15 protein-coding genes are annotated in these 18840 nt (G+C 68.5%); 7 read left to right on the top strand and 8 right to left on the bottom strand.

The window, feature by feature from the left end; translation table 11 throughout:
- Positions 1–6 precede the first annotated feature (6 nt).
- The 5 genes from E3O39_RS06350 to E3O39_RS06330 all read right to left on the bottom strand — a co-directional run bounded on the left by E3O39_RS06350 (position 7) and on the right by E3O39_RS06330 (position 6122).
- A complete protein-coding gene (locus E3O39_RS06350) occupies positions 7–789 on the bottom strand; it encodes an SURF1 family cytochrome oxidase biogenesis protein (protein WP_166787421.1) in 783 nt (260 codons plus the stop codon).
- A 5-nt stretch (positions 790–794) separates the two neighbouring features.
- Complete coding sequence (locus E3O39_RS06345; protein ID WP_194087900.1) at positions 795–2540, bottom strand: cation:proton antiporter; 1746 nt, start codon at positions 2538–2540, stop codon at positions 795–797.
- A 3-nt stretch (positions 2541–2543) separates the two neighbouring features.
- Entirely contained in the window at positions 2544–3071 is a 528-nt protein-coding gene (locus tag E3O39_RS06340; protein ID WP_134449944.1) for a cation:proton antiporter regulatory subunit, read from the bottom strand.
- Between the two features lie 132 nt (positions 3072–3203).
- Positions 3204–4964: a glycerol-3-phosphate dehydrogenase/oxidase gene (locus E3O39_RS06335; protein WP_134449943.1), complete on the bottom strand. Its 1761-nt coding sequence runs from the start codon at positions 4962–4964 to the stop codon at positions 3204–3206.
- Between the two features lie 39 nt (positions 4965–5003).
- Positions 5004–6122: a GuaB3 family IMP dehydrogenase-related protein gene (locus E3O39_RS06330; protein WP_134449942.1), complete on the bottom strand. Its 1119-nt coding sequence runs from the start codon at positions 6120–6122 to the stop codon at positions 5004–5006.
- Positions 6123–6228: 106 nt separating this feature from the next.
- Between E3O39_RS06330 and E3O39_RS06325 the strand changes: the two genes are divergently transcribed.
- The 3 genes from E3O39_RS06325 (at position 6229) to E3O39_RS06315 (ending at position 10151) form a co-directional block, all read left to right on the top strand.
- The gene (locus tag E3O39_RS06325; protein ID WP_134449941.1) at positions 6229–6921 is read left to right on the top strand and encodes a hypothetical protein; all 693 of its coding nucleotides are present in this window, start codon (positions 6229–6231) and stop codon (positions 6919–6921) included.
- 11 nt (positions 6922–6932) lie between these two features.
- Positions 6933–8879 carry a clostripain-related cysteine peptidase gene (locus E3O39_RS06320; RefSeq protein WP_134449940.1) on the top strand — a complete coding sequence of 649 codons (1947 nt, stop codon included), beginning with the start codon at positions 6933–6935 and terminating at the stop codon, positions 8877–8879.
- Positions 8880–9008: 129 nt separating this feature from the next.
- Positions 9009–10151 carry a MalY/PatB family protein gene (locus E3O39_RS06315; protein ID WP_134449939.1) on the top strand — a complete coding sequence of 381 codons (1143 nt, stop codon included), beginning with the start codon at positions 9009–9011 and terminating at the stop codon, positions 10149–10151.
- A gap of 40 nt (positions 10152–10191) precedes the next feature.
- Here the strand turns inward: E3O39_RS06315 and guaB are convergent, their stop codons facing one another.
- Positions 10192–11694: an IMP dehydrogenase gene (gene guaB / locus E3O39_RS06310; RefSeq protein ID WP_134449938.1), complete on the bottom strand. Its 1503-nt coding sequence runs from the start codon at positions 11692–11694 to the stop codon at positions 10192–10194.
- Between the two features lie 264 nt (positions 11695–11958).
- Between guaB and E3O39_RS06305 the strand changes: the two genes are divergently transcribed.
- Genes E3O39_RS06305 through E3O39_RS06290 form a run of 4 tightly spaced genes read left to right on the top strand, consistent with a single transcriptional unit; the run spans position 11959 to position 16111 of the window.
- Positions 11959–13338, top strand: a complete 1380-nt coding sequence (locus tag E3O39_RS06305) for a branched-chain amino acid ABC transporter permease (protein WP_134449937.1) — start codon at positions 11959–11961, stop codon at positions 13336–13338.
- 13 nt (positions 13339–13351) lie between these two features.
- The gene (locus E3O39_RS06300) at positions 13352–14341 is read left to right on the top strand and encodes a branched-chain amino acid ABC transporter permease (protein WP_134449936.1); all 990 of its coding nucleotides are present in this window, start codon (positions 13352–13354) and stop codon (positions 14339–14341) included.
- Entirely contained in the window at positions 14331–15326 is a 996-nt protein-coding gene (locus tag E3O39_RS06295) for an ABC transporter ATP-binding protein (RefSeq protein ID WP_134449935.1), read from the top strand. The genes E3O39_RS06300 and E3O39_RS06295 overlap by 11 nt, the downstream gene beginning before the upstream one ends.
- A gap of 2 nt (positions 15327–15328) precedes the next feature.
- Complete coding sequence (locus E3O39_RS06290) at positions 15329–16111, top strand: ABC transporter ATP-binding protein (RefSeq protein WP_134449934.1); 783 nt, start codon at positions 15329–15331, stop codon at positions 16109–16111.
- Between the two features lie 427 nt (positions 16112–16538).
- On the opposite strand, the gene E3O39_RS06280 is transcribed toward E3O39_RS06290, so the two are convergent.
- Positions 16539–17873: an ABC transporter substrate-binding protein gene (locus tag E3O39_RS06280; protein ID WP_134449933.1), complete on the bottom strand. Its 1335-nt coding sequence runs from the start codon at positions 17871–17873 to the stop codon at positions 16539–16541.
- Positions 17874–18059: 186 nt separating this feature from the next.
- Positions 18060–18824: a hypothetical protein gene (locus E3O39_RS06275; protein ID WP_134449932.1), complete on the bottom strand. Its 765-nt coding sequence runs from the start codon at positions 18822–18824 to the stop codon at positions 18060–18062.
- Between the last annotated feature and the right edge of the window lie 16 nt (positions 18825–18840).

The raw sequence follows: 18840 nt of genomic DNA, 5'->3' as shown, positions 1-18840 counted from the left end.
CCAATTCTAACCGGCGGATATCGCCGCTTCCTCGCGGAGCTCCTCCTCGCGCTCCCAGGCGTCCCGGACGAGGCGGTACCAGAGGAACACGGCGAAGCCGGCGAAGACGACCCACTCGATGGCGTAGAAGATGTTCAGCCAGTTGAGGGAGACATCCGTGAGCGGTGCCGGCGAATCGATTCCCGTGAGACCGGATGCCGCGGTCCCGTCGACGATGTAGCCCGGGTAGACCGCTGTGCCGTCGAAGCCGGCCCAGAGGTTGATCAGGGCCGCGGTGGACACCGTCGTCATGCCGTGCGGGTCACGGCCGTCTGCGGGAACGACGGGGGCTTCGGTCGGGAGGAACCGGCCGGCCAGGGTGACGACCTGGTTGGCCGGGGCCGACGCGAGGCCTTCCATCGTCGACCGGGCTGTCGCCTCGTCCGGAGCCCAGCCGCGGGCGACCGCGATGCTCGCGCCCGCGCCGTTCCCCGTGCCTGCCGCACCGACGATGAAGTGGCTCACGACCCAGTAGCCGGAGGTCCCGTCGTTGGACCGGTCGCTGATGAGCTGCTCGTCGCCGGGCACGTAGCTGCCGTCGACGGTGACGAGCTGGCCGGTCGCCGCGTCACGGGGGGCGCCTCCGGGAGTCACGACGTCGGCGAGGGGTTTCACGGTCTCGGTGCTCTTCTCGACGACCACACCGGATGCGACGGCGCGTTCGAGCTGCCAGCGCCCGAGCGCCGCGAAGCCGGCCGCGACGGCGAGGGCGAGCAGGAGCGCGAGAATCCAGCGGGGGCGGAGCATCATGCGGATCATTGGTAGTCACCTGTCCCGGCGTCGGGTGCCGGCTTGTCCCTCTGGGCGCGAGTGCGCGAAAGTCGTTTGGCGTAGTCGGCCATCGGGTCGGCGTCTGCGTCGGCCTCTGCGGCCTGGCCGGAATCGACGCCGGAATCCCGGTCCGATTCCGGGGCGGCGGCGGGGTGCGAGTCGGCAGGAACGTGCACGTCGGCAGGTGCGTGCGCCTGCGTCTCGTCATCGGCATCTGGGTCTGGGTCTGGGTTCACGCGTGCGCTCGGGCGCGGGGCCGTGTTCGGTCGGACTGAGGCCGGCAGCGGTGTCGGCCCGTCGAGTTCGTCGATGCCGTCATCCACCACGTGCTTGACGTATTCGCCGCGTTCGGCCTGTTCCGCCCGTTCGTCGTGGTCGGCGCGGCGGTCGTGGTCCGTGCGCTTCCGCGGCTCCGGCCGGGATGAAGGCAGCGGCTGGTCGCCGAGGTGGGCGGCGGCGCGCTGCGCGTCCTGGTCGCTCAGCGCGCCCGCTGTCGCCGCGTCGACGAGCCGGAACTCCTCGGCGTGCATCGGGTCGCGGTCGGGCCGGACGCCCGCGCGCTTCCGGCGGCGTCCGGGCAGCAGGGCGCCGAGCCTCTCGGAATTAGCGGCGAAGAGCGGACCGAGGATGGCCATGGTGAGCACGTAGAGGCCCGCGAACGGCTGGAGTAGCCCGTTCAGGCCCGCTCCGACAGAGAGGGTCGCGAGGATGAGCGTGAACTCTCCGCGGTTCACCAGGATCGCGGCGGCATTGAGCCCCTCGGAGATCCCCATCGAGTGCAACCGGGCCAGCAGCATCCCCGAGATCAGGTTGAGCACGAAGGTCATCACAACCGCCGCGAGCACCACGAGGATGACCGAACCGAACTCATTGATGTGCAGCGCGAGGCCGAAGTTGAGGAAGAAGAACGCGGCGAAGATGTCCCGCAACGGGACGGCGACACGTTCGAGCCGGGTGCGGTAGGTGCTCGCGCCGAGGACGACACCGATCAGGAACGCGCCGATCGCATCCGTCACCCCGATGATCTCGCCGATGCCGGCGAAGAGCACGGCCAGCCCGAAGAACAGGATCGTGAAGAGTTCGTCGTCCTTGGTGCGGACCAGGCGGGACACGACCCGTCCGCCCCACCGGGCGAGCGAGAACATCACGACGAGGAAGAGGAACGCGATGCTCAGTTGCAGCACGATCGGCCAGATCTCGGTCTTGCCGCTCAGCACGACCGAGACGATCGACAGGTACACCGCGATGAAGATGTCGCCGACCACGGTCACGCCGAGGATCATCGGCGTCTCCTTGTTGGCGAGCCGGCGCAGCTCGATCAGGAGCTTGGTGATGATCGCGCTCGAGGAGGTGCCGGTCATGCCGGCGATGACGAGGGCCTCGCGGGTGCCCCAGCCGACCATCATGCCGAAGGCGAACCCGATGCCCATGTTGATCACGACGTAGGAGCCGCCGGAGAGCAGCAGCTTCCCGGCGTCGTTGAAGAACTCCTCCTGGTCGAACTCGAGGCCGAGGCTGAACAGGAGCAGGATGAGCCCGAAGACGGCGATGAGCTCGATGTCTGCGGAGTGGAAGTCGAGCGGGAACCAGTGGGTGTACGGGCTCGCGAGCAGGCCGACGATCATGTAGATCGGGATGGACGGCAGGCCGATCAGTTTTGCGGCGCGCCCGAGCACATAAGCCACGACCAGCAGGATGCCGAGTGTGATCAGGTCCGTGCCAAGGTTCATTGGTTAGCCCCCGGGGGGCGCGTCGACGGTCTTGGCCTTGAGTTCACCGGTGCGGAAGAACGTGAAGGCCTTGGCGACCTTCTCCGGGGATCCTGCGACGACGAGGGTGTCGCCGGGGAAGACCCGGAAGTCCTGGGCCGGTGCCGGGTTGGCGGACTCGCCGCGCACGACGGCGACGACCGTGAGGCCGGCGATGCCGCGGTCGGCGGGGTTGCCGAGGGTCTGGCCGGCGATGTGATCCTCGTAGTCGACCGTGAACCAGTCGATGCTGAGACCGGGGATCTGGTCGAGCGCGGTGAGCGACTCGGTGATCTGGGTGCCGCCGAGGAGTTCGGCGAGGGTGTGCGCCTCGTCTTCGTTGAGGCGGAGGGAGACCTTGCTCGCGTCTGGGCCGCCCTCGTCGTCCGCGAAGGTGATGAGGTCGCTGTGCCCGGAGCGGTGGGCGATGACGCCGACCTTGCCGCCGTCATCGGTGATGAAGGTGTGCAGCACACCCACTCCGGGAAGCTTGACCCGCCGAACGTCAACCATGGTTACGACTCCTGAAGATTATGGGCAAGTGGGCCCTAGTCTATCGAAGCCGCCCGTCACCCGGCCGGGCACAGTCGGATGCCGGGCGCACGACGTGCGCCCGGCATCCGCCCGGTGGTGGTGTCGCCTGTGTCAGTGCGTGACGGAGTCGCCCATCGCCGACCGCTCGGTCAGGACGATATCGGGAGCCTCGAGGCGCACCCGGTCGGCGGACTCGTCGTCGGGTTCGAGCTGGGAGGCGCGTTCCGCGGCGACGCGCTTGAGGTAGACCGCGACCTCGCGTTCCTCGCGTTCGGCGTCCCAGCCGAGCACGCCGGCCATCAGCCTGGCCGCGACCGGCGCCGCGGAGACCCCGCGATCCCAGGCCTCGATCGAGATGCGGGTGCGCCGGGCGAGGACGTCCTCGAGGTGGAGGGCGCCCAAGTGGCCGGCCGCGTACACGACCTCGGCCTGGATGTAGTCGTCGGCTCCCGGGAGCGGCTCGATCAGCTCAGGGCTCTCCCGGATGAGGTCGAGCAGCTCGTCGGTGAGGGTACCGTACCGGTTGAGCAGGTGCTCGACCCGCACGGTGTGCAGCCCGAATGCCGTCGCGATGCGGGTGCGCTTGTTCCACGCGGCCTTGTACCCCTCCGCACCGAGCAGCGGGATCTCGTGCGTCGTTGACGGGGCGATCTTCCCGTCGAGGGCGTCAACGGCCGCGTCGATGGCGTCCTTCGCCATGATCCGGTATGTGGTCCACTTGCCGCCGGCGATCACGACGAGACCGGGAACGGAGTGCCCGACCAGGTGTTCGCGGGACAGTTTCGAGGTCTGCTCCGACTCCCCGGCGAGCAGCGGCCGGAGACCTGCGTAGACGCCCTCGACGTCCTCGCGGGTCAGCGGCACCCGCAGCACCGAATTGACGTGCTCGAGCAGGTAGTCGATGTCGGCGGCCGTCGCCGCGGGGTGCGCCTTGTCGAGGTGCCAGTCGGTGTCGGTGGTGCCGATGAGCCAGTGCCTGCCCCACGGGATCACGAAGAGCACGCTCTTCTCCGTGCGCAGCAGCAGCCCCATCGCCGACTGGAACCGGTCACGCGGCACGACGAGGTGGATGCCCTTGCTCGCGCGCACCTTGAAGGTGCCGCGTTCGCCGACCATCCGCTGGGTGTCGTCGGTCCAGACGCCTGTCGCGTTGACGACCTGCTTCGCGCGCACCTCGAAGCGTTCGCCGGTCTCGAGGTCGTGCGCGCGCACGCCCACGACCCGCTCGCCGACCTTGATGAAGCCCTCGACCCGCACCCGGCTCGCCGCGTGGGCGCCGTAGAACGAGGCGGTGCGCACGAGCGACGCCGTGTACAGGGCGTCATCGACCTGCGCATCGTAGTAGGTGATACCGCCGACCGTCGCGTCGGCGTCGAGGCTCGGGATCATGCCCATCACCTGGCGCTTGGACAGGTGCCGGTGGTGAGGGACGCCGGGCGGCCGGCCACCGGTGTACGAGAAGATGTCGTAGAGCAGCATGCCCGCACCCACATAGAAGCGCTCGGTGACCCGCTTCTTCAACGGGTACAGGAAGCGCACGGGCTTGACCAGGTGCGGGGCGATCCGCTGCAGGAGCAGTCCGCGCTCCGTGAGCGCTTCCCGAACGAGGCGGAAATCGAGCTGTTCGAGATAGCGGATGCCGCCGTGCACGAGCTTGGACGACCGGCTCGACGTTCCGCTGGCCCAGTCCCGTGCCTCGAGAATGCCGACGCTCAGTCCGCGGGTGACGGCGTCGAGGGCGCTGCCCGCGCCGACGATCCCGCCGCCGACGACGAGGATGTCGACCTCCTTGGATTTCAGCCTCTCAATGGCCGCGGCGCGTTCCGCCGGTCCCAGCTTGTTCGACCGCGTGACCGAATTCCCTGTTGCCATGTGCGTACTCCCATCGAGGTGGTGGTGCGTACCTCGACGCTAGTTCGTTCGGTACGGCGCGACAACCACCTCGACGCGCTGGAATTCCTTGAGGGTCGAATAACCGGTGGTCGCCATCGACCGGCGCAGGGCGCCGACGAGGTTGGCAGTGCCGTCGGCGATCGGCGTCGGGCCGTACAGGATGGTCTCGAGCGGGGCGACGGTGCCGACCTCGACCCGCTTGCCGCGGGGCAGCTGCGGGTGGTGCACCTCGGCGCCCCAGTGGAATCCGCCGCCGGGGGCATCCGTCGCCCTGGCCAGGGTGGTGCCGAGCATGACGGCGTCCGCGCCGCAGGCGAGCGCCTTGACGATGTCACCGGAGGTGCTCAGGCCGCCGTCGGCGATGACGTGCACGTAGCGTCCGCCGGATTCGTCGAGGTAGTCGCGGCGAGCGCCGGCGACGTCGGCGACGGCCGTGGCCATCGGGGCGTGGATGCCGAGCGAGGCCCGGGTAGTCGACGCCGCGCCGCCGCCGAAGCCGACGAGCACGCCGGCAGCGCCGGTGCGCATCAGGTGCAGGGCCGCCGTGTATGTGGCCGCACCGCCGACGATGACGGGTACGTCGAGCTCGTAGATGAACTTCTTGAGGTTGAGCGGCTCCTGGTTGAGCGAGACGTGCTCGGCGGACACCGTGGTGCCGCGGATGACGAAGAGGTCGACGCCTGCGGCGACGACGGTTTCGTAGAGTTCCTGGGTGCGCTGCGGGGAGAGCGCTCCGGCGACGGTGACCCCGGCGGCGCGGATCTGGGCGAGCCGCTCGGTGACGAGGGCCGGCTTGATCGGTTCGGAGTACATCTCCTGCATGCGTGCGGTCGCACGGTCGGCCGGAAGTTCGCGGATCTCGGCGAGGAGCGGTTCCGGGTCGTCGTAGCGGGTCCAGAGGCCCTCGAGGTCGAGCACGCCGATGCCGCCGAGCTGGCCCATCATGATCGCCGTCGTCGGGGAGACTACGGAGTCCATCGGGGCGGCGAGGAACGGGATCGCGAATTCATACGCGTCGATCGTCCAGCTGACATTCACGTCTTCGGGATCGCGGGTGCGCCGACTGGGCACAACCGCGATGTCGTCAAAGGCGTACGCGCGGCGAGCGCGCTTGGAGCGGCCGATCTCGATTTCCATACCCCCAGCTTAGGCGCAGCCCGTAACCGGAGGGTGTGAACCGCTAGGCTGGCGCAAATCCCGCAGGTGAGGCCCGCAAACCTGCCCGATGCACCAGGAGCACCCGATGTCGTCCGAAAAGCCCACCGAGTCCGCGAAGCCTCGCCTCAACCTGATGTTCAGCAACCTGGAGCTCGTGATCGCGGTCCTCCTCGGCCTCGTCTCCATCGCAACGGCCTATGCCTCCTTCCAGGCGGCGCTCTACGACAGCCAGATGGCCGGGGCGTACACCAAGGGTTCGACGCAGTCCACCGAGGCGGAGTCGCTCTATCTCGAGGCCAACCAGCAATTCCTCGAGGACACCCAGGTCTGGAACCGCCTCGCCGAGCTCGACATCGAGAAGGACAGCACGGATGCGGCGATCGCCGCCGACGCGACGGGCAAGTACGACACCCTGACCTTCCAGGCGGTCTCGACGGACTTCGCCGCGGCCATCGCCCGGGCCGACGCCGAGAACACCGCTGACGCCACGGTGTACCACAGCCCGCTCGACGACGAGGAATACCAGAGCACCCTCTTCGGCGGCTACTCCGAGACGCAGGCGAAGTCGGTCGCGACGATCAGCCAGGGCGACGAGTACAACAGCCTCAGTGACCGGCTCACCCTCAACACCGTGCTGATGTCCATCTCGCTGTTCCTGCTCGGCATCGCCGCCCTCGTGCGCCAGTTCAAGGTGCAGCTCGTGCTGATGTCGACCGGCGTGGTGATCTTCCTCGCCGCTGCCGCGCTGACCGCGATGATCCCCTACGTCGGCCTGTAGCGGGGCAAGCTGTGCGAACGGCACAATCTGCAGGAGCGACACGCAGGACCGTCGCGGCGCTGGCCGCACTGGCCCTGGTCGTCAGTCTCGCCGCGTGCACGACGGGCAGCCCGGTCGAGCCGGACAGCGGCGACGGCCCGGCCGCCGGCAGCTGGACCGTTCTCACCTACTCGATCGCCGACACCGACCTCGAGCCGTTCATGATGGCCGACCTCGGCGAGATGGGCGAGGTCGGCTCGCACGACGGCCTCAATCTCGTCGCCCTCGTCGACCGTTCGGCGGACTACAGTGCAGAACCCGTGCTCGGCCAGCCCGACTGGGCCGGCGGGAAGCTCCTGCACGTCCTGCCCGGCGGCGCAGAGGTGATGGACGACCTCGGCCCCGTGGACACCGGCGACCCCGCCGTGCTCTCCGACTTCATCACCCGCGGCATCAGCGCGTACCCCGCGGAGCACTACGCCGTGATCATCTCCGATCACGGCGCATCCTGGCCGGGCGTCGGCGGTGACGAGTCCGCCGACGGAGATTCGCTGAGCCTCGCCGAACTGAACGACGCCATCGGCAGCGGCCTGAGCGCGGCCGGTGTGGCGAAGCTCGACCTGCTCGGCTTCGACGCCTGCTTGATGGCGACCTACGAGGTCGCAAGCACCCTGGCCCCGCGCGCGGATCGCCTGCTCGCCTCCCAGGAGCTCGAGCCGGGTCACGGCTGGAACTACACGGCCCTCGAGACGGCCGCCGCGGGCGCCACCGTCGACGAGCTCGGCTCCGCGCTGATCCAGGGGTTCTCCTCCCAGGCCGAAACCGAGGGCGACGCGGCCGAGATCACCCTGTCCCTGATCGACCTCGGCAAGCTGCCGGCGGTGGATGCCGCCCTCGCCTCGTTCAGCAGCAGCCTGGTCGGGCGCGGGGCCGGTCTCGCTCCCGTCGTGGGCCGAACCCTCGCGAGCACCCTCGGCTTCGGGCGCAGCCCCGATCCGGCCGAGGACTCGTTCATGACCGACCTCGGCCTCCTCGCCGGCGAGATCGGGCAGGGCGACACCGCGGAAGCCGACGCTGCCGATGCGCTCGTACGGGCGATCAGTTCGGCGGTGGTCGACAAGGTCGACGGCCAGTCCACCGCGGGCGCCACCGGTCTGTCGATCTACTTCCCGCCCCAGAAGGCCTATTTCGCAGAGGACTACCGTGCACTCGGCACCGCAGGTGGCTGGCTCGACTTCCTGACCTCTTATTACGCCGCCGGCGGTGCGATCCCCGGCGACCAGAAGACCCGGTTCACCGGGGGTGACGCCGAGGTCTCCTTCGGCGCGGACGGACTGAGCATCAGCGCCGCGCTCGACCCGGCCGGGCTCGGGAACGCGGCGAGCGCATCCGTCCGGTACGGCCTCATCGAGGCAGACGGCTCGGTCACCTACCTCGGCGAGCGGCCGGCGACGGTGGACGCGGGCGGGTCTGGCCTGGTGCATGGCGGGTACGACCTCACCCAGCTCACCCTGGCCGACGGCACCGACACGACGCCCGCGTACGCGCAGCTCGGAGACGACACGGGCACTGCCACGTCGGGGTCCGGCTCCGTCACGATCGACGTGCCGATGGCGTACTACTCTCCCGGTGACGTCGCGGGAGAGACCTACCAGGACGTGCTCCTGAGTCTCACCCTCGACGGCACGAGCGGAGACATCCTCAACGAGACCTACTTCGCCTACGACGACAAGCTCGGCAGCTACGGCGAGCTCACCGCGGACCCGGACGGCATCATCGTGCCCGAGCGGCTCAACGTGCAGGGCGACGGCACCGAGAGCTGGGTCGGCACGAGCGACTACGGCCTCTACGCCGACCTCCCTGCCCTGCACTACGCCTTCGCCAGGCTCCCCTCGGGCAGCCGGTTGCGGGTCGACCTGACCGTGACCGACTTCGGCGGCAACAGCGCCACCGCGAGCGGCACCGCGACCGTCCCCTGACCCGCGCGCCCCCCGCTTTCGTGAGGTGTCGCAGATCGACGTTCGTGGCGCCCGCGAACCTCGATATGCGACACCTCAGCGAGGCAATCAACGGGTGCGCCGCCCGCACAGGAGGTGCAAGCTGCTGTCATGAACGTTGAAGCCGAACCGTTGTCCCTGCTGCGCGAACGCACGAGCCTCAAGTGGCAGGCGTTTCCCGACGACGTGCTGCCCCTTTTCGTCGCCGAACTCGACTACCCGCTCGCCGAGCCGATCAGGGACGCCCTGTTCGAGGCCGTGCGCCGGAGCGACACCGGCTACGCGGCATCCGCTGAGCCGCTCGCCCAGGCGTTCGCCGCCTTCGCCGCCCGCCGCTGGGGCTGGCCGGTCGACCCCGGGCAGGTGGTCGCGACGAACGAAGTGGGTTCGGCCGTCGTCGAGGTGCTGCGGATGATCCTCGAGCCGGGCGACGAGGTCGTGATCACTCCCCCGGTCTACCCGCCGTTCTTCGACCTCGTGCCCGAGGCGGGCGGCCGGGTCGTCGACGTGCCGCTCCTGCACGGCCAGACCGGCTGGACGCTCGACCTCGACGGCCTCGAAGCCGCGCTCCGCCGGGGCGCCCGCGCCGTACTGCTCTGCAATCCGCAGAACCCGCTCGGCCATCCGCACGGCATCGAGGACCTCACGGCCCTCGCCGAACTCGCCGACCGGTACGGGGCCTTCGTGGTCAGCGACGAGGTGAACGCACCGCTCGCCTACAGCGCCGAGAGTTTCACCCCGTACCTCACGGTGTCCCCTGCCGCGGCCCAGCACGGCGTCTGCGTCACGAGCGCGAGCACGGCCTGGAACCTCGCCGGGCTCACCTGCGCTCTCATCGTCACCGCCTCCGAACGGATGCGCCTGCTCACCTCCGCCCTGCCGCCCGGCATCCGCGAGCGCACCGGCCACCTCGGGCTGCTCGCGAGCACCACGGCGTTCCGTGACGGCGGCCCGTGGCTCGACGGCGCGCTCGCCGCGCTCCAGGCGAACCGGGGACTGCTGGCCGGGCTCCTCGACGCGCATCTCGGCGGGGTCGGCTACGAGCAGCCGCGCGCGGGCTATCTGGCCTGGCTGGACCTGCGCTCGCTCGGTTGGGGCGATGATCCGGCAGCGGTCGCCCTCGAGCGGGCGAAGGTCGCGCTGCTCCCCGGGTTGCTCTTCGGCACTCCGGGCGCCGGTTTCGCCCGGCTCAACTTCGGCTGCTCACCCGAGGTGCTCAGCGAGGCCGTCTCGCGGATCGCCGCGGCGACCTGAGCCGCACCGGCACCCGGCTGGGTGTGCCGGCGCGACCCGGTCAGCGACGGTAGTTCGGGGCCTCGACCACGATCTGCACGTCGTGCGGGTGCGATTCCTTGAGCCCGGCGGAGGTGATCCGCACGAACTTGCCCTTCTGCTTGAGCTCGTCGATCGTGCGCGCGCCGACGTAGAACATCGACTGGCGGAGGCCGCCGATGAGCTGGTACGCGACGGCGGAGACCGGACCGCGGTACGGAACCTGCCCCTCGATGCCCTCGGGGATGAGCTTGTCGTCGGAGGGGACGTCCGACTGGAAGTAGCGGTCCTTCGAATAGGAGGTCTTGTTACCGCGGGTCTGCAGCGCGCCGAGCGAGCCCATGCCGCGGTAGGTCTTGAACTGCTTGCCGTTGACGAAAACGAGCTCTCCCGGGCTCTCGTCGCAGCCGGCGAGGAGCGAGCCGAGCATGACGGTGTCCGCGCCGGCGACGAGCGCCTTGGCGATGTCACCGGAGTACTGCAGTCCGCCGTCGGCGATGACCGGGATCCCGGTCTCACGCGCGGCGAGGGAGGCCTGGTAGACCGCCGTGATCTGGGGGACGCCGACGCCTGCGACGATGCGGGTCGTGCAGATGGAGCCCGGGCCGACGCCGACCTTGATCGCGTCCGCGCCCGCGTCGATGAGCGCCTGGGCGCCGCTCCGGGTGGCGACGTTGCCGCCGATGACATCAACGGCCGCGAAGGCCGGGTCGGTCTTGAGCCGGCGGATGATCTCGAGCACGCCGGCGCTGTCGCCGTTGGCGGTGTCGACGACGAGCACGTCGACCCCCGCGTCGAGCAGCGCGGTCGCGCGCTGCCACGCGTCGCCGAAGAAGCCGATGGCCGCGCCGACGCGCAGCCGGCCGGCGTCGTCCTTCGTCGCGTGCGGGTATTCCTCGCTCTTGTCGAAGTCCTTGACGGTGATCAGGCCGGTGAGCCGGCCGGCGTCGTCGACGAGGGGAAGCTTCTCGATCTTGTGGGTGGCGAAGATGGCCACCGCGTCCATCGGCGCCATGCCGACCTTGCCGGTGATGAGCGGCATCCGCGTCATCACCTCGCGCACCCGCATCGTGTGCTTCTGGGTGGCCGTGACGAAGCGCATATCGCGGTTCGTGATGATGCCGACGAGCACGCCGTCTCCATCGACGACGGGGAGTCCGCTGATCCGGAACTGCCGGCAGAGGGCGTCGACGTCCGCGACGGTGGCCTCCGGCGAAGTTGTTACCGGATTGGTAATCATCCCGGATTCGCTGCGTTTGACGAGATCGACCTGTTCGGCCTGGTCCGCGATCGACAGGTTGCGGTGCAGGACACCGAGCCCCCCTTCGCGGGCCATGGCGATGGCCATCCTGGTCTCGGTGACCGTGTCCATGGCGCTCGAAAGCAGGGGCGTCGCGACGCTGATTCTCCGGGTCAACCGCGACATTGTCACTGCTTCACTGGGAATGACGTCGGTGTGGCCTGGCAGGAGCAGGACGTCGTCGTAGGTAAGCCCGGTGAAACCGAACGGATCTGGCTGATCCATGAAACCCCTTTTTGCTGGTGCAGAGAAATAACAGAAGAGTCCGGGAATTCCTGGAAACGACCGGTTCCCCAATGTTAAGCGACTTCTCCGCGTGCGCATTCCTTGAGGACGGAAACGATTCCGAGGACCACTCCGAAACATTTGCGACATAATCGGGACGTACTGTCGACGAAGAAGTTGGCAGGGGCCGGTTCACCCGAGTTTTTTCCCCTCGACCACCCCGAGGCCCCGCCCGTTCACGGAGGTTACGTTTTGACACCATTCATGCAGCGAACACGTACGGCAGGCCTCCTGTCGTCCCGGCGGATGCTCGCCGGTCTCCTGCTCATCGGAGTCGCCAGTCTGGGCCTGATGGGCCTCGGCGCGACGAGTGCTTCCGCGGCGACGGCCGTCCCGACTACGGCGTGTGTGGCCAATGCCACCACAGGCTGTATCCAGGGCACGATCAAGCAGGGCAACGGCGACCCCGCCGTCGGCGTGAGGCTCACGGTCACGAACGGTGACACGACCGAGAACCTCGTGACGGATGCCGCGGGCAAGTGGGGCGTGGCCATCACGGTCGCAGGCCCCTCAACCGTCACCCTCGACACCACGAGCCTGCCGAGCGGGAACACCCTCGACCCGAGCATCGCCAACCCGGCAACCGTCAATGGCGGCCTGGGTCGCAACGCCGGCACCATCTTCAAGCTGGTCAGCGGGGAAAGCACCGGCCTCTCGACCTCTGCCCCGTCGACGGGTGACTCCGCGACGACCGGCTCCGTCACGTGGGAGCGCTTCCTCCAGCAGGCCGCGTCGGGCATCCGCCTCGGGTTGCTGCTCGCCCTCGCCTCCGTCGGCCTCTCGCTGATCTACGGGACGACCGGGCTGAGCAACTTCGCCCACGGCGAGCAGGTGACCCTCGGCGGCCTGCTGGCATTCGTGCTCGCCAACCAGCTCGGTCTCAACCTCTTCCTCGCCGCCTTCCTCACCGTCGCGGTCTGCGCGGCGACCGGGTACTTCCAGGATGCGCTGATCTGGAAGCCACTGCGCAAGCGCGGCCTGCCGAACACCCAGCTGATGATCGTGACCATCGGGCTCTCGATCGCGCTGCAGTACGCGTTCCAGTTCTTCATCGGGGCCAAGACCGTCCGGATCGACAAGGCCAACCCGGTCACCGTCGAAATCGGCCCGATCACCCTCTCGGTTCAGTCGCTCTGGGCGATGGGCATCGCCGTTGCGGTCATCATCCTCGTCGGGCTGTTCCTGCTCCGGTCCCGGATCGGCCGGGCCACCCGCGCCGTTTCGGACAACCCCTCGCTCGCCGCGGCCTCCGGGATCGACGTCGACGCCATCATCCGCCTGGTCTGGACGGCCTCCGCCGGACTCGCCGGTCTCGCCGGCGTCATGCTCGGCCTCGTGCTCAATGGCGTGAACTGGCAGACCGGCCTGCAGCTGCTGCTGCTGATGTTCGCCGCGGTCACCCTCGGCGGCCTCGGCACCGCGTTCGGCGCCCTCGCCGGCGCGATGATCATCGGCATGGTCGTCGAGCTCACGAACCTCGTGCTCCCCGGCGACTTCAAGTACGCCACGGCACTGCTCATTCTCATCCTCGTCCTGCTCGTCAGGCCACAAGGCATTTTCGGGCGCCGAGAGCGCATCGGTTAGGAAGGACAAGACCGTGAATGAATTTCTGACGACCCTGACGGCGATTGCCGCCTCCGCCTTCTCGCCATCGACGGCGGCACTCGCCATCGCAGCCATCGGACTCAACATCCACTTCGGCTACACCGGCCTGCTCAACATGGGCCAGGCCGGGTTCATGCTCGTCGGCGCATACGCCTTCGCCATCTCCATCGTCGCCGGGATCCCGCTGTTCCCCGCCGTGCTGATCGCACTCGTCGCCGCGGCGGTCTTCGCACTCATCCTCGGCGTTCCGACGCTGAAGCTGCGCGGTGACTACCTCGCGATCGTCACGATCTCGGCCGCAGAGATCGTGCGGATGATCGGGCGCTCGTCGCTCCTCACCGACATCACCGGCGGCTCGAACGGTCTCACCGGCCAGAGCTACCGAGGCCCGTTCACCGACCTCTCCTTCCTCGGCGACGGCCAGACCACCCTCGGCCCGTTCACCTACGACAACACCGGCTCCAACGGCTGGTGGATCCGCCTGGTCGCGTGGTCCATCGTCGGGATCCTCTGCCTCTTCGTGTTCCTGCTGATGCGCAGCCCGTGGGGTCGCGTACTCCGCGGCATCCGGGAAGACGAGGATGCGATCCGCAGCCTCGGCAAGAACGTCTACAGCTACAAGATGCAGGCGCTCATCCTCGGCGGCACCATCGGAGCGCTCGGCGGCATCATCTACGTGCTGCCGGCATCCGTTCAGGCGGACAGCATGGGACGCTCGATGACGTTCTTCGTGTGGACAGCACTGCTGCTCGGCGGCGCCGCGACCGTGTTCGGGCCCGTGCTCGGCTCGATCATCTTCTTCGCCCTGCGCCTGTTCGTGCAGGGTGTCGCCGGCCAGTTCGTGCCGGACAGCATCATGAACGGCCAGCAGGCCGAACAGTTCTCCTGGATCCTGATCGGTGTGGTGCTCATGCTCGTGGTCATCTTCAGACCCCAGGGTGTACTCGGTAACAAGAAGGAGCTGAGCTTCAATGTCAACTGATCTCGGAGTCACCGTCGCCCCGACAGCCGCTGCGGCAGCCGCAACCGCGAGCGTCGCCGCCGTCTCCCCCCTTCCCGGCGTCCCCAAGCCAGACCCGATCCTGGTCGTCGACAACATCGTGCGCCAGTTCGGCGGCATGACCGCCGTCAACGTGCCGCACCTCGAGGTACAGCGCGGAATCATCACGGCCCTGATCGGCCCGAACGGCGCGGGCAAGACCACGTTCTTCAACCTGATCACGGGCTTCGACAAGCCGAGCTCCGCTCCGCGCCTCATCGGTGGGCCGAAGTCCGACCAGGCCGCCCGCTCGATGTTCAACGGGCGTTCGGTCAACAACATGGGTGCGGCGAAGGTCGCCCAGCGCGGCATGGTGCGCACCTTCCAGCTCACGAAGGCGCTCAGCAGGCTCACCGTGCTCGAGAACATGCTCCTTGGCGCGAAGGACCAGCCAGGCGAAAACCTCTTCGCCGCGGTGATCAAGCCGCTCTGGGCCGCGCGCGAACGGGAGATCACGGCGCAGGCCGAGGACCTCCTGCAGCGATTCAAGCTGCTCGAGAAGAAGAACGACATGGCCGGCAGCCTCTCCGGCGGCCAGAAGAAGCTCCTGGAGATGGCGCGGGCGCTCATGAGCGAACCGACCATGATCATGCTCGACGAGCCGATGGCCGGGGTCAACCCCGCACTCACCCAGTCGCTGCTCGGGCACATCAAGTCTCTCCGCGACGAGGGCATGACCGTCCTGTTCGTCGAGCACGACATGCACATGGTGCGGCACATCTCCGACTGGGTCGTCGTGATGGCCGAGGGCAAGGTCGTTGCGGAGGGCCCGTCGGCCACCGTCATGGACGACCAGGCCGTGATCGACGCCTACCTCGGCGCGCACCACGACACCGACCTCGGCGACGACTCGCTCCTCACGGACGAAGTCGCGGAGGAACTGGCCAAAGAGGTCGAACTCGAAAACCGCACGGAAGGCGACGCGTAGTCATGGTTGTACCCACAGGCTCTCCCGCTCCGGTCCTGCAGGCGACGGATCTCGTCGCCGGCTATGTTCCCGGGGTCAATATCCTCAACGGCTGCAACCTGGATGTCTACCCCGGTGAGCTCATCGGAATCATCGGCCCGAACGGCGCGGGCAAGTCCACGCTGCTCAAGGCACTGTTCGGACTGGTGTCCGTCCGCAGCGGTAACGTCACGCTCAAGGGCGAAGACATCACGGGTTTCAAGGCGAACCGCCTCGTGCAGGCCGGCGTCGGCTTCGTCCCCCAGAACAACAACGTGTTCCCCTCCCTCACGATCGAGGAGAACCTGCAGATGGGCCTGTACCTGCGGCCCAAGCTGCTCGTCGAGCGTCTCGACGCGATCTTCGACCTGTTCCCCGCCCTCGCCGACCGCCGCAACCAGCGCGCCGGTTCGCTCTCCGGCGGCGAACGCCAGTCGGTCGCGATGGCGCGTGCGCTCATGATGGACCCGTCCGTACTGCTCCTCGACGAGCCGTCCGCCGGCCTCTCCCCGGTGCGTCAGGACGAGACCTTCATCCGCACCCGCCGCATCAACAAGACCGGCGTCACGATCGTGATGGTCGAGCAGAACGCGCGCCGCTGCCTGCAGATCTGCGACCGCGGGTACGTGCTCGATCAGGGCCGCAATGCCTACACAGGCACCGGCCGCGAGCTCGCCGACGACCCCAAGGTCATCGAGCTCTACCTCGGCACCCTCGCCAAGGACGTCGACGCCGAGAAGGACGAGAAGCCCGTCAGCATCGCCTGACCCGCCCGCACCGCCGAGAGGCCCGTGCCAGCCCCCTGGGGGCAGGCACGGGCCTTTTCGTGTCCCCGGCGACATCCGCCGCTGCGCCCGTCTGCTCAGGCGCTCCCGCAACGGCGGGCGCGGGCTGCCGAAACCGGCGCCGGTGCGGCTGGAAACCCCGCTGAGGGGTCGCACATCGAGGTTCACGGGGTCGGCGAACGTCGATCTGCGACACCTCAGCGAAAGAGCGGATGCTGGCGAGCACGGCGAGGCGCGGGGGGGGGGGGGGGGGGGGGGGGGGGGGNAGGCGCGGGGGGGGGAGGCGCGGGGCGGGGAGGCGCGGGGCGGGGAGGCGCGGGGGCGGGCGCACGAAAGAGCGGGGCCGGGCTTTCGCCCGACCCCGCTCCCTGTGTTCGTCCGGCCTCAGCCGACGATCAGCACTCTCCTGCTAGTAGGAGGTCTGTCCTTCGATGGCGGACTGCCAGACCGGCTTGTTGTCCTTGTCGAACTTGTAGATGCCGATGAAGGCGCTCGACGGCTCGTTGTGCGAGTTGAACGGGCCGACGCCGGACTGTCCGACGTACTGGATGTCCGTTCCGGCGGTGACGAGCGGTGCACACTCGGCGTAGCTCTTGCACTTGGTGCCCTTGCCACTCGCGCCGGAAACGGCCGCGAGCTGCGCCTGGATGTCGGCGGAGACGGTGGACTTGGCCTTCAGCGCCGCGAGGGCGGAGAGGGTGGTCGCGTCGTAGGCCTCAGGAGCGTAGGAGAAGTCTCCGAGAGCTGCGTTCTGGGTGTCCTTGTACCAGGAGACGAGCTTGGCCTTGAAGTCATCAGCCGGGTATGCGCCGGGGATCGTGCCCTGTGCGCTGGTCAGCGTGCCGGCTTCGAAGTCCTTGCTGTAGTCGGCGGTGTTGCCGTCGGACAGGTAGACCTTGGAGAGGTCGACGCCCTGGGCCTTGAGCTCGGGGATGATCGACTTGGTCTCGTCGAAGGCGAGGATGACGATCGCGTCAGGGTTGGTCGCCTTCGCAGCGGTCACCTCGGACGAGAACGTGGTCTGGCCGGGGGGGAATTCCTGGCCGTTGCCCTTGCCGCCATAGACGACGGTTCCGCCGGAGGCTTCGACGCTGGCCTGCGTGAAGTCGCGGAGGCCGGTGCCGTAGGAGTCGTTGAAGACGAGGAAGGCGACCTTGGCGTTGCCGTCACCCGTGATGAGCTGGCCGAGCGCGGAACCCTGGACCGAGTCCGGCGGTGCGGTACGGAAGTAGAACGGACCGTAGCCGCTGAGCTTGGCCGAGGTGTTGGCCGGGGAGATCTGGACGATCTTGGCGGAGGCGAAGGAGTCGACGACGTTGAGCGAAACGCTCGAGGACGCGGCGCCGATCGCGACGGATACCTTGGCCGCGATGAGCTTCTGGGCGGACGCGGTCGAGATCGTCAGGTCCGTGCTGTCACCGGAGTCGGTGGCCAGGACGCAGGCGTCCTTGCCGTCGACGCCGCCGGCGGCGTTGATGTCGGAGACGGCGAGGCCGACGCCGGCGAGTTCCGGCGGGTTGAGATAGGCGAGGCTACCGGTGATCGGGAGGATCGAGCCGACGACCAGCGACTTGTCCGTGGACGCTCCGCTCGCACAAGCTGCGTCGGTGTACGAGGACGCGGCCGCAGCCGAGGTCGTGGTAGCGGTTGAACCGCCGCCGGATGCACAACCGGAGAGCATGACGGCGATGACGCCTGCTCCCGCCACGATGGCGGTCCGGAGGGCGTGCTTGGATTTAATCATCCTGGGTACCCTTTCATCTTGCACGCGTAAGTACGCCTCCGGGTGAGGCCCACTCGCGTTATTAGGCTCCAACCTAGGATCACTTTGTTTCGAGGATGTTTTCTTGCCGCGCAAAGAGAACATCGTTAGCGATTCGTGACACCACCGGCACCTGCTCTGGGGGACGCCGTCGGACGAGGTGCTGTACTAGGAGCGTCGCCCGGTCACGCCCTGGTATGCGATCTGCTTCTTCTCACCGAGGGCGGTGATGCAGGATGCCCAGGATGCGCACACCGCGTCGCCGTGGCTGACCCGGTCGAGCGCCGGGGCGATCGAGGGCCCGCCGTCGTCGCCTGCCTCCCTCGCGGCGAGGGCCGCGAGCACCACCCCGTCGAAGGCTTCCCCGCCTCCGGCGGTGTCGGCGAGCCCGGGGTCCGAGGTGCGCAGGCGCACTGCGAAGGCCTCGTCTGCTGCGAGCGGAGTGCCGCCGTTCGTGAAGTCGTTCAGAGGCAGCAGGGCGATGCCCGCTGCGGCGACGGATGCCGTGACATCAGCGGGCACCGCACTCGTCGCGTCCCAGAGAACGAGGTCAACGTGTCGCGCCACCAGGTCGGCAACCGCGGCCGCGACGTTCCCCGTCGAGTTCCGATGCACGAGCTGGATCGGCAGAGTGCCGGGCACGGCCTGCTCAAGGATCTCGCGGGCGGCCAGCTCGGTGCCGGCGACCTGAGCGGCGCCGGTCACGGCGGCTCCCGCTTCCCCGGTCATCGGGAACAGCGTGCCGATCAGGAGCGTGCCGTCGCCGGTCGGCGCGACCGTCGCGGCGACGGTCGGAGTGCTGGTCACGACGACGGGGGCGTCCCCTGCGGTGCACCCGGAAAGCAGCAGCGCGGCGGCGACGACGGTGAGCGCGAGACCGGCAGACGTGAGCCCCCGGGGTCGCGAGGTGACGTTCAGAGCTGGAAAGGGCATCCGTGGTCCTTTCACA

The sequence above is a fragment of the Cryobacterium sp. MDB2-A-1 genome, from assembly GCF_004402675.1.
Lineage (GTDB): Bacteria > Actinomycetota > Actinomycetes > Actinomycetales > Microbacteriaceae > Cryobacterium > Cryobacterium glucosi.
The sequence above is the reverse complement of the archived record's forward strand: the minus strand, read 5'-3'. Positions and strand labels throughout refer to the sequence as shown.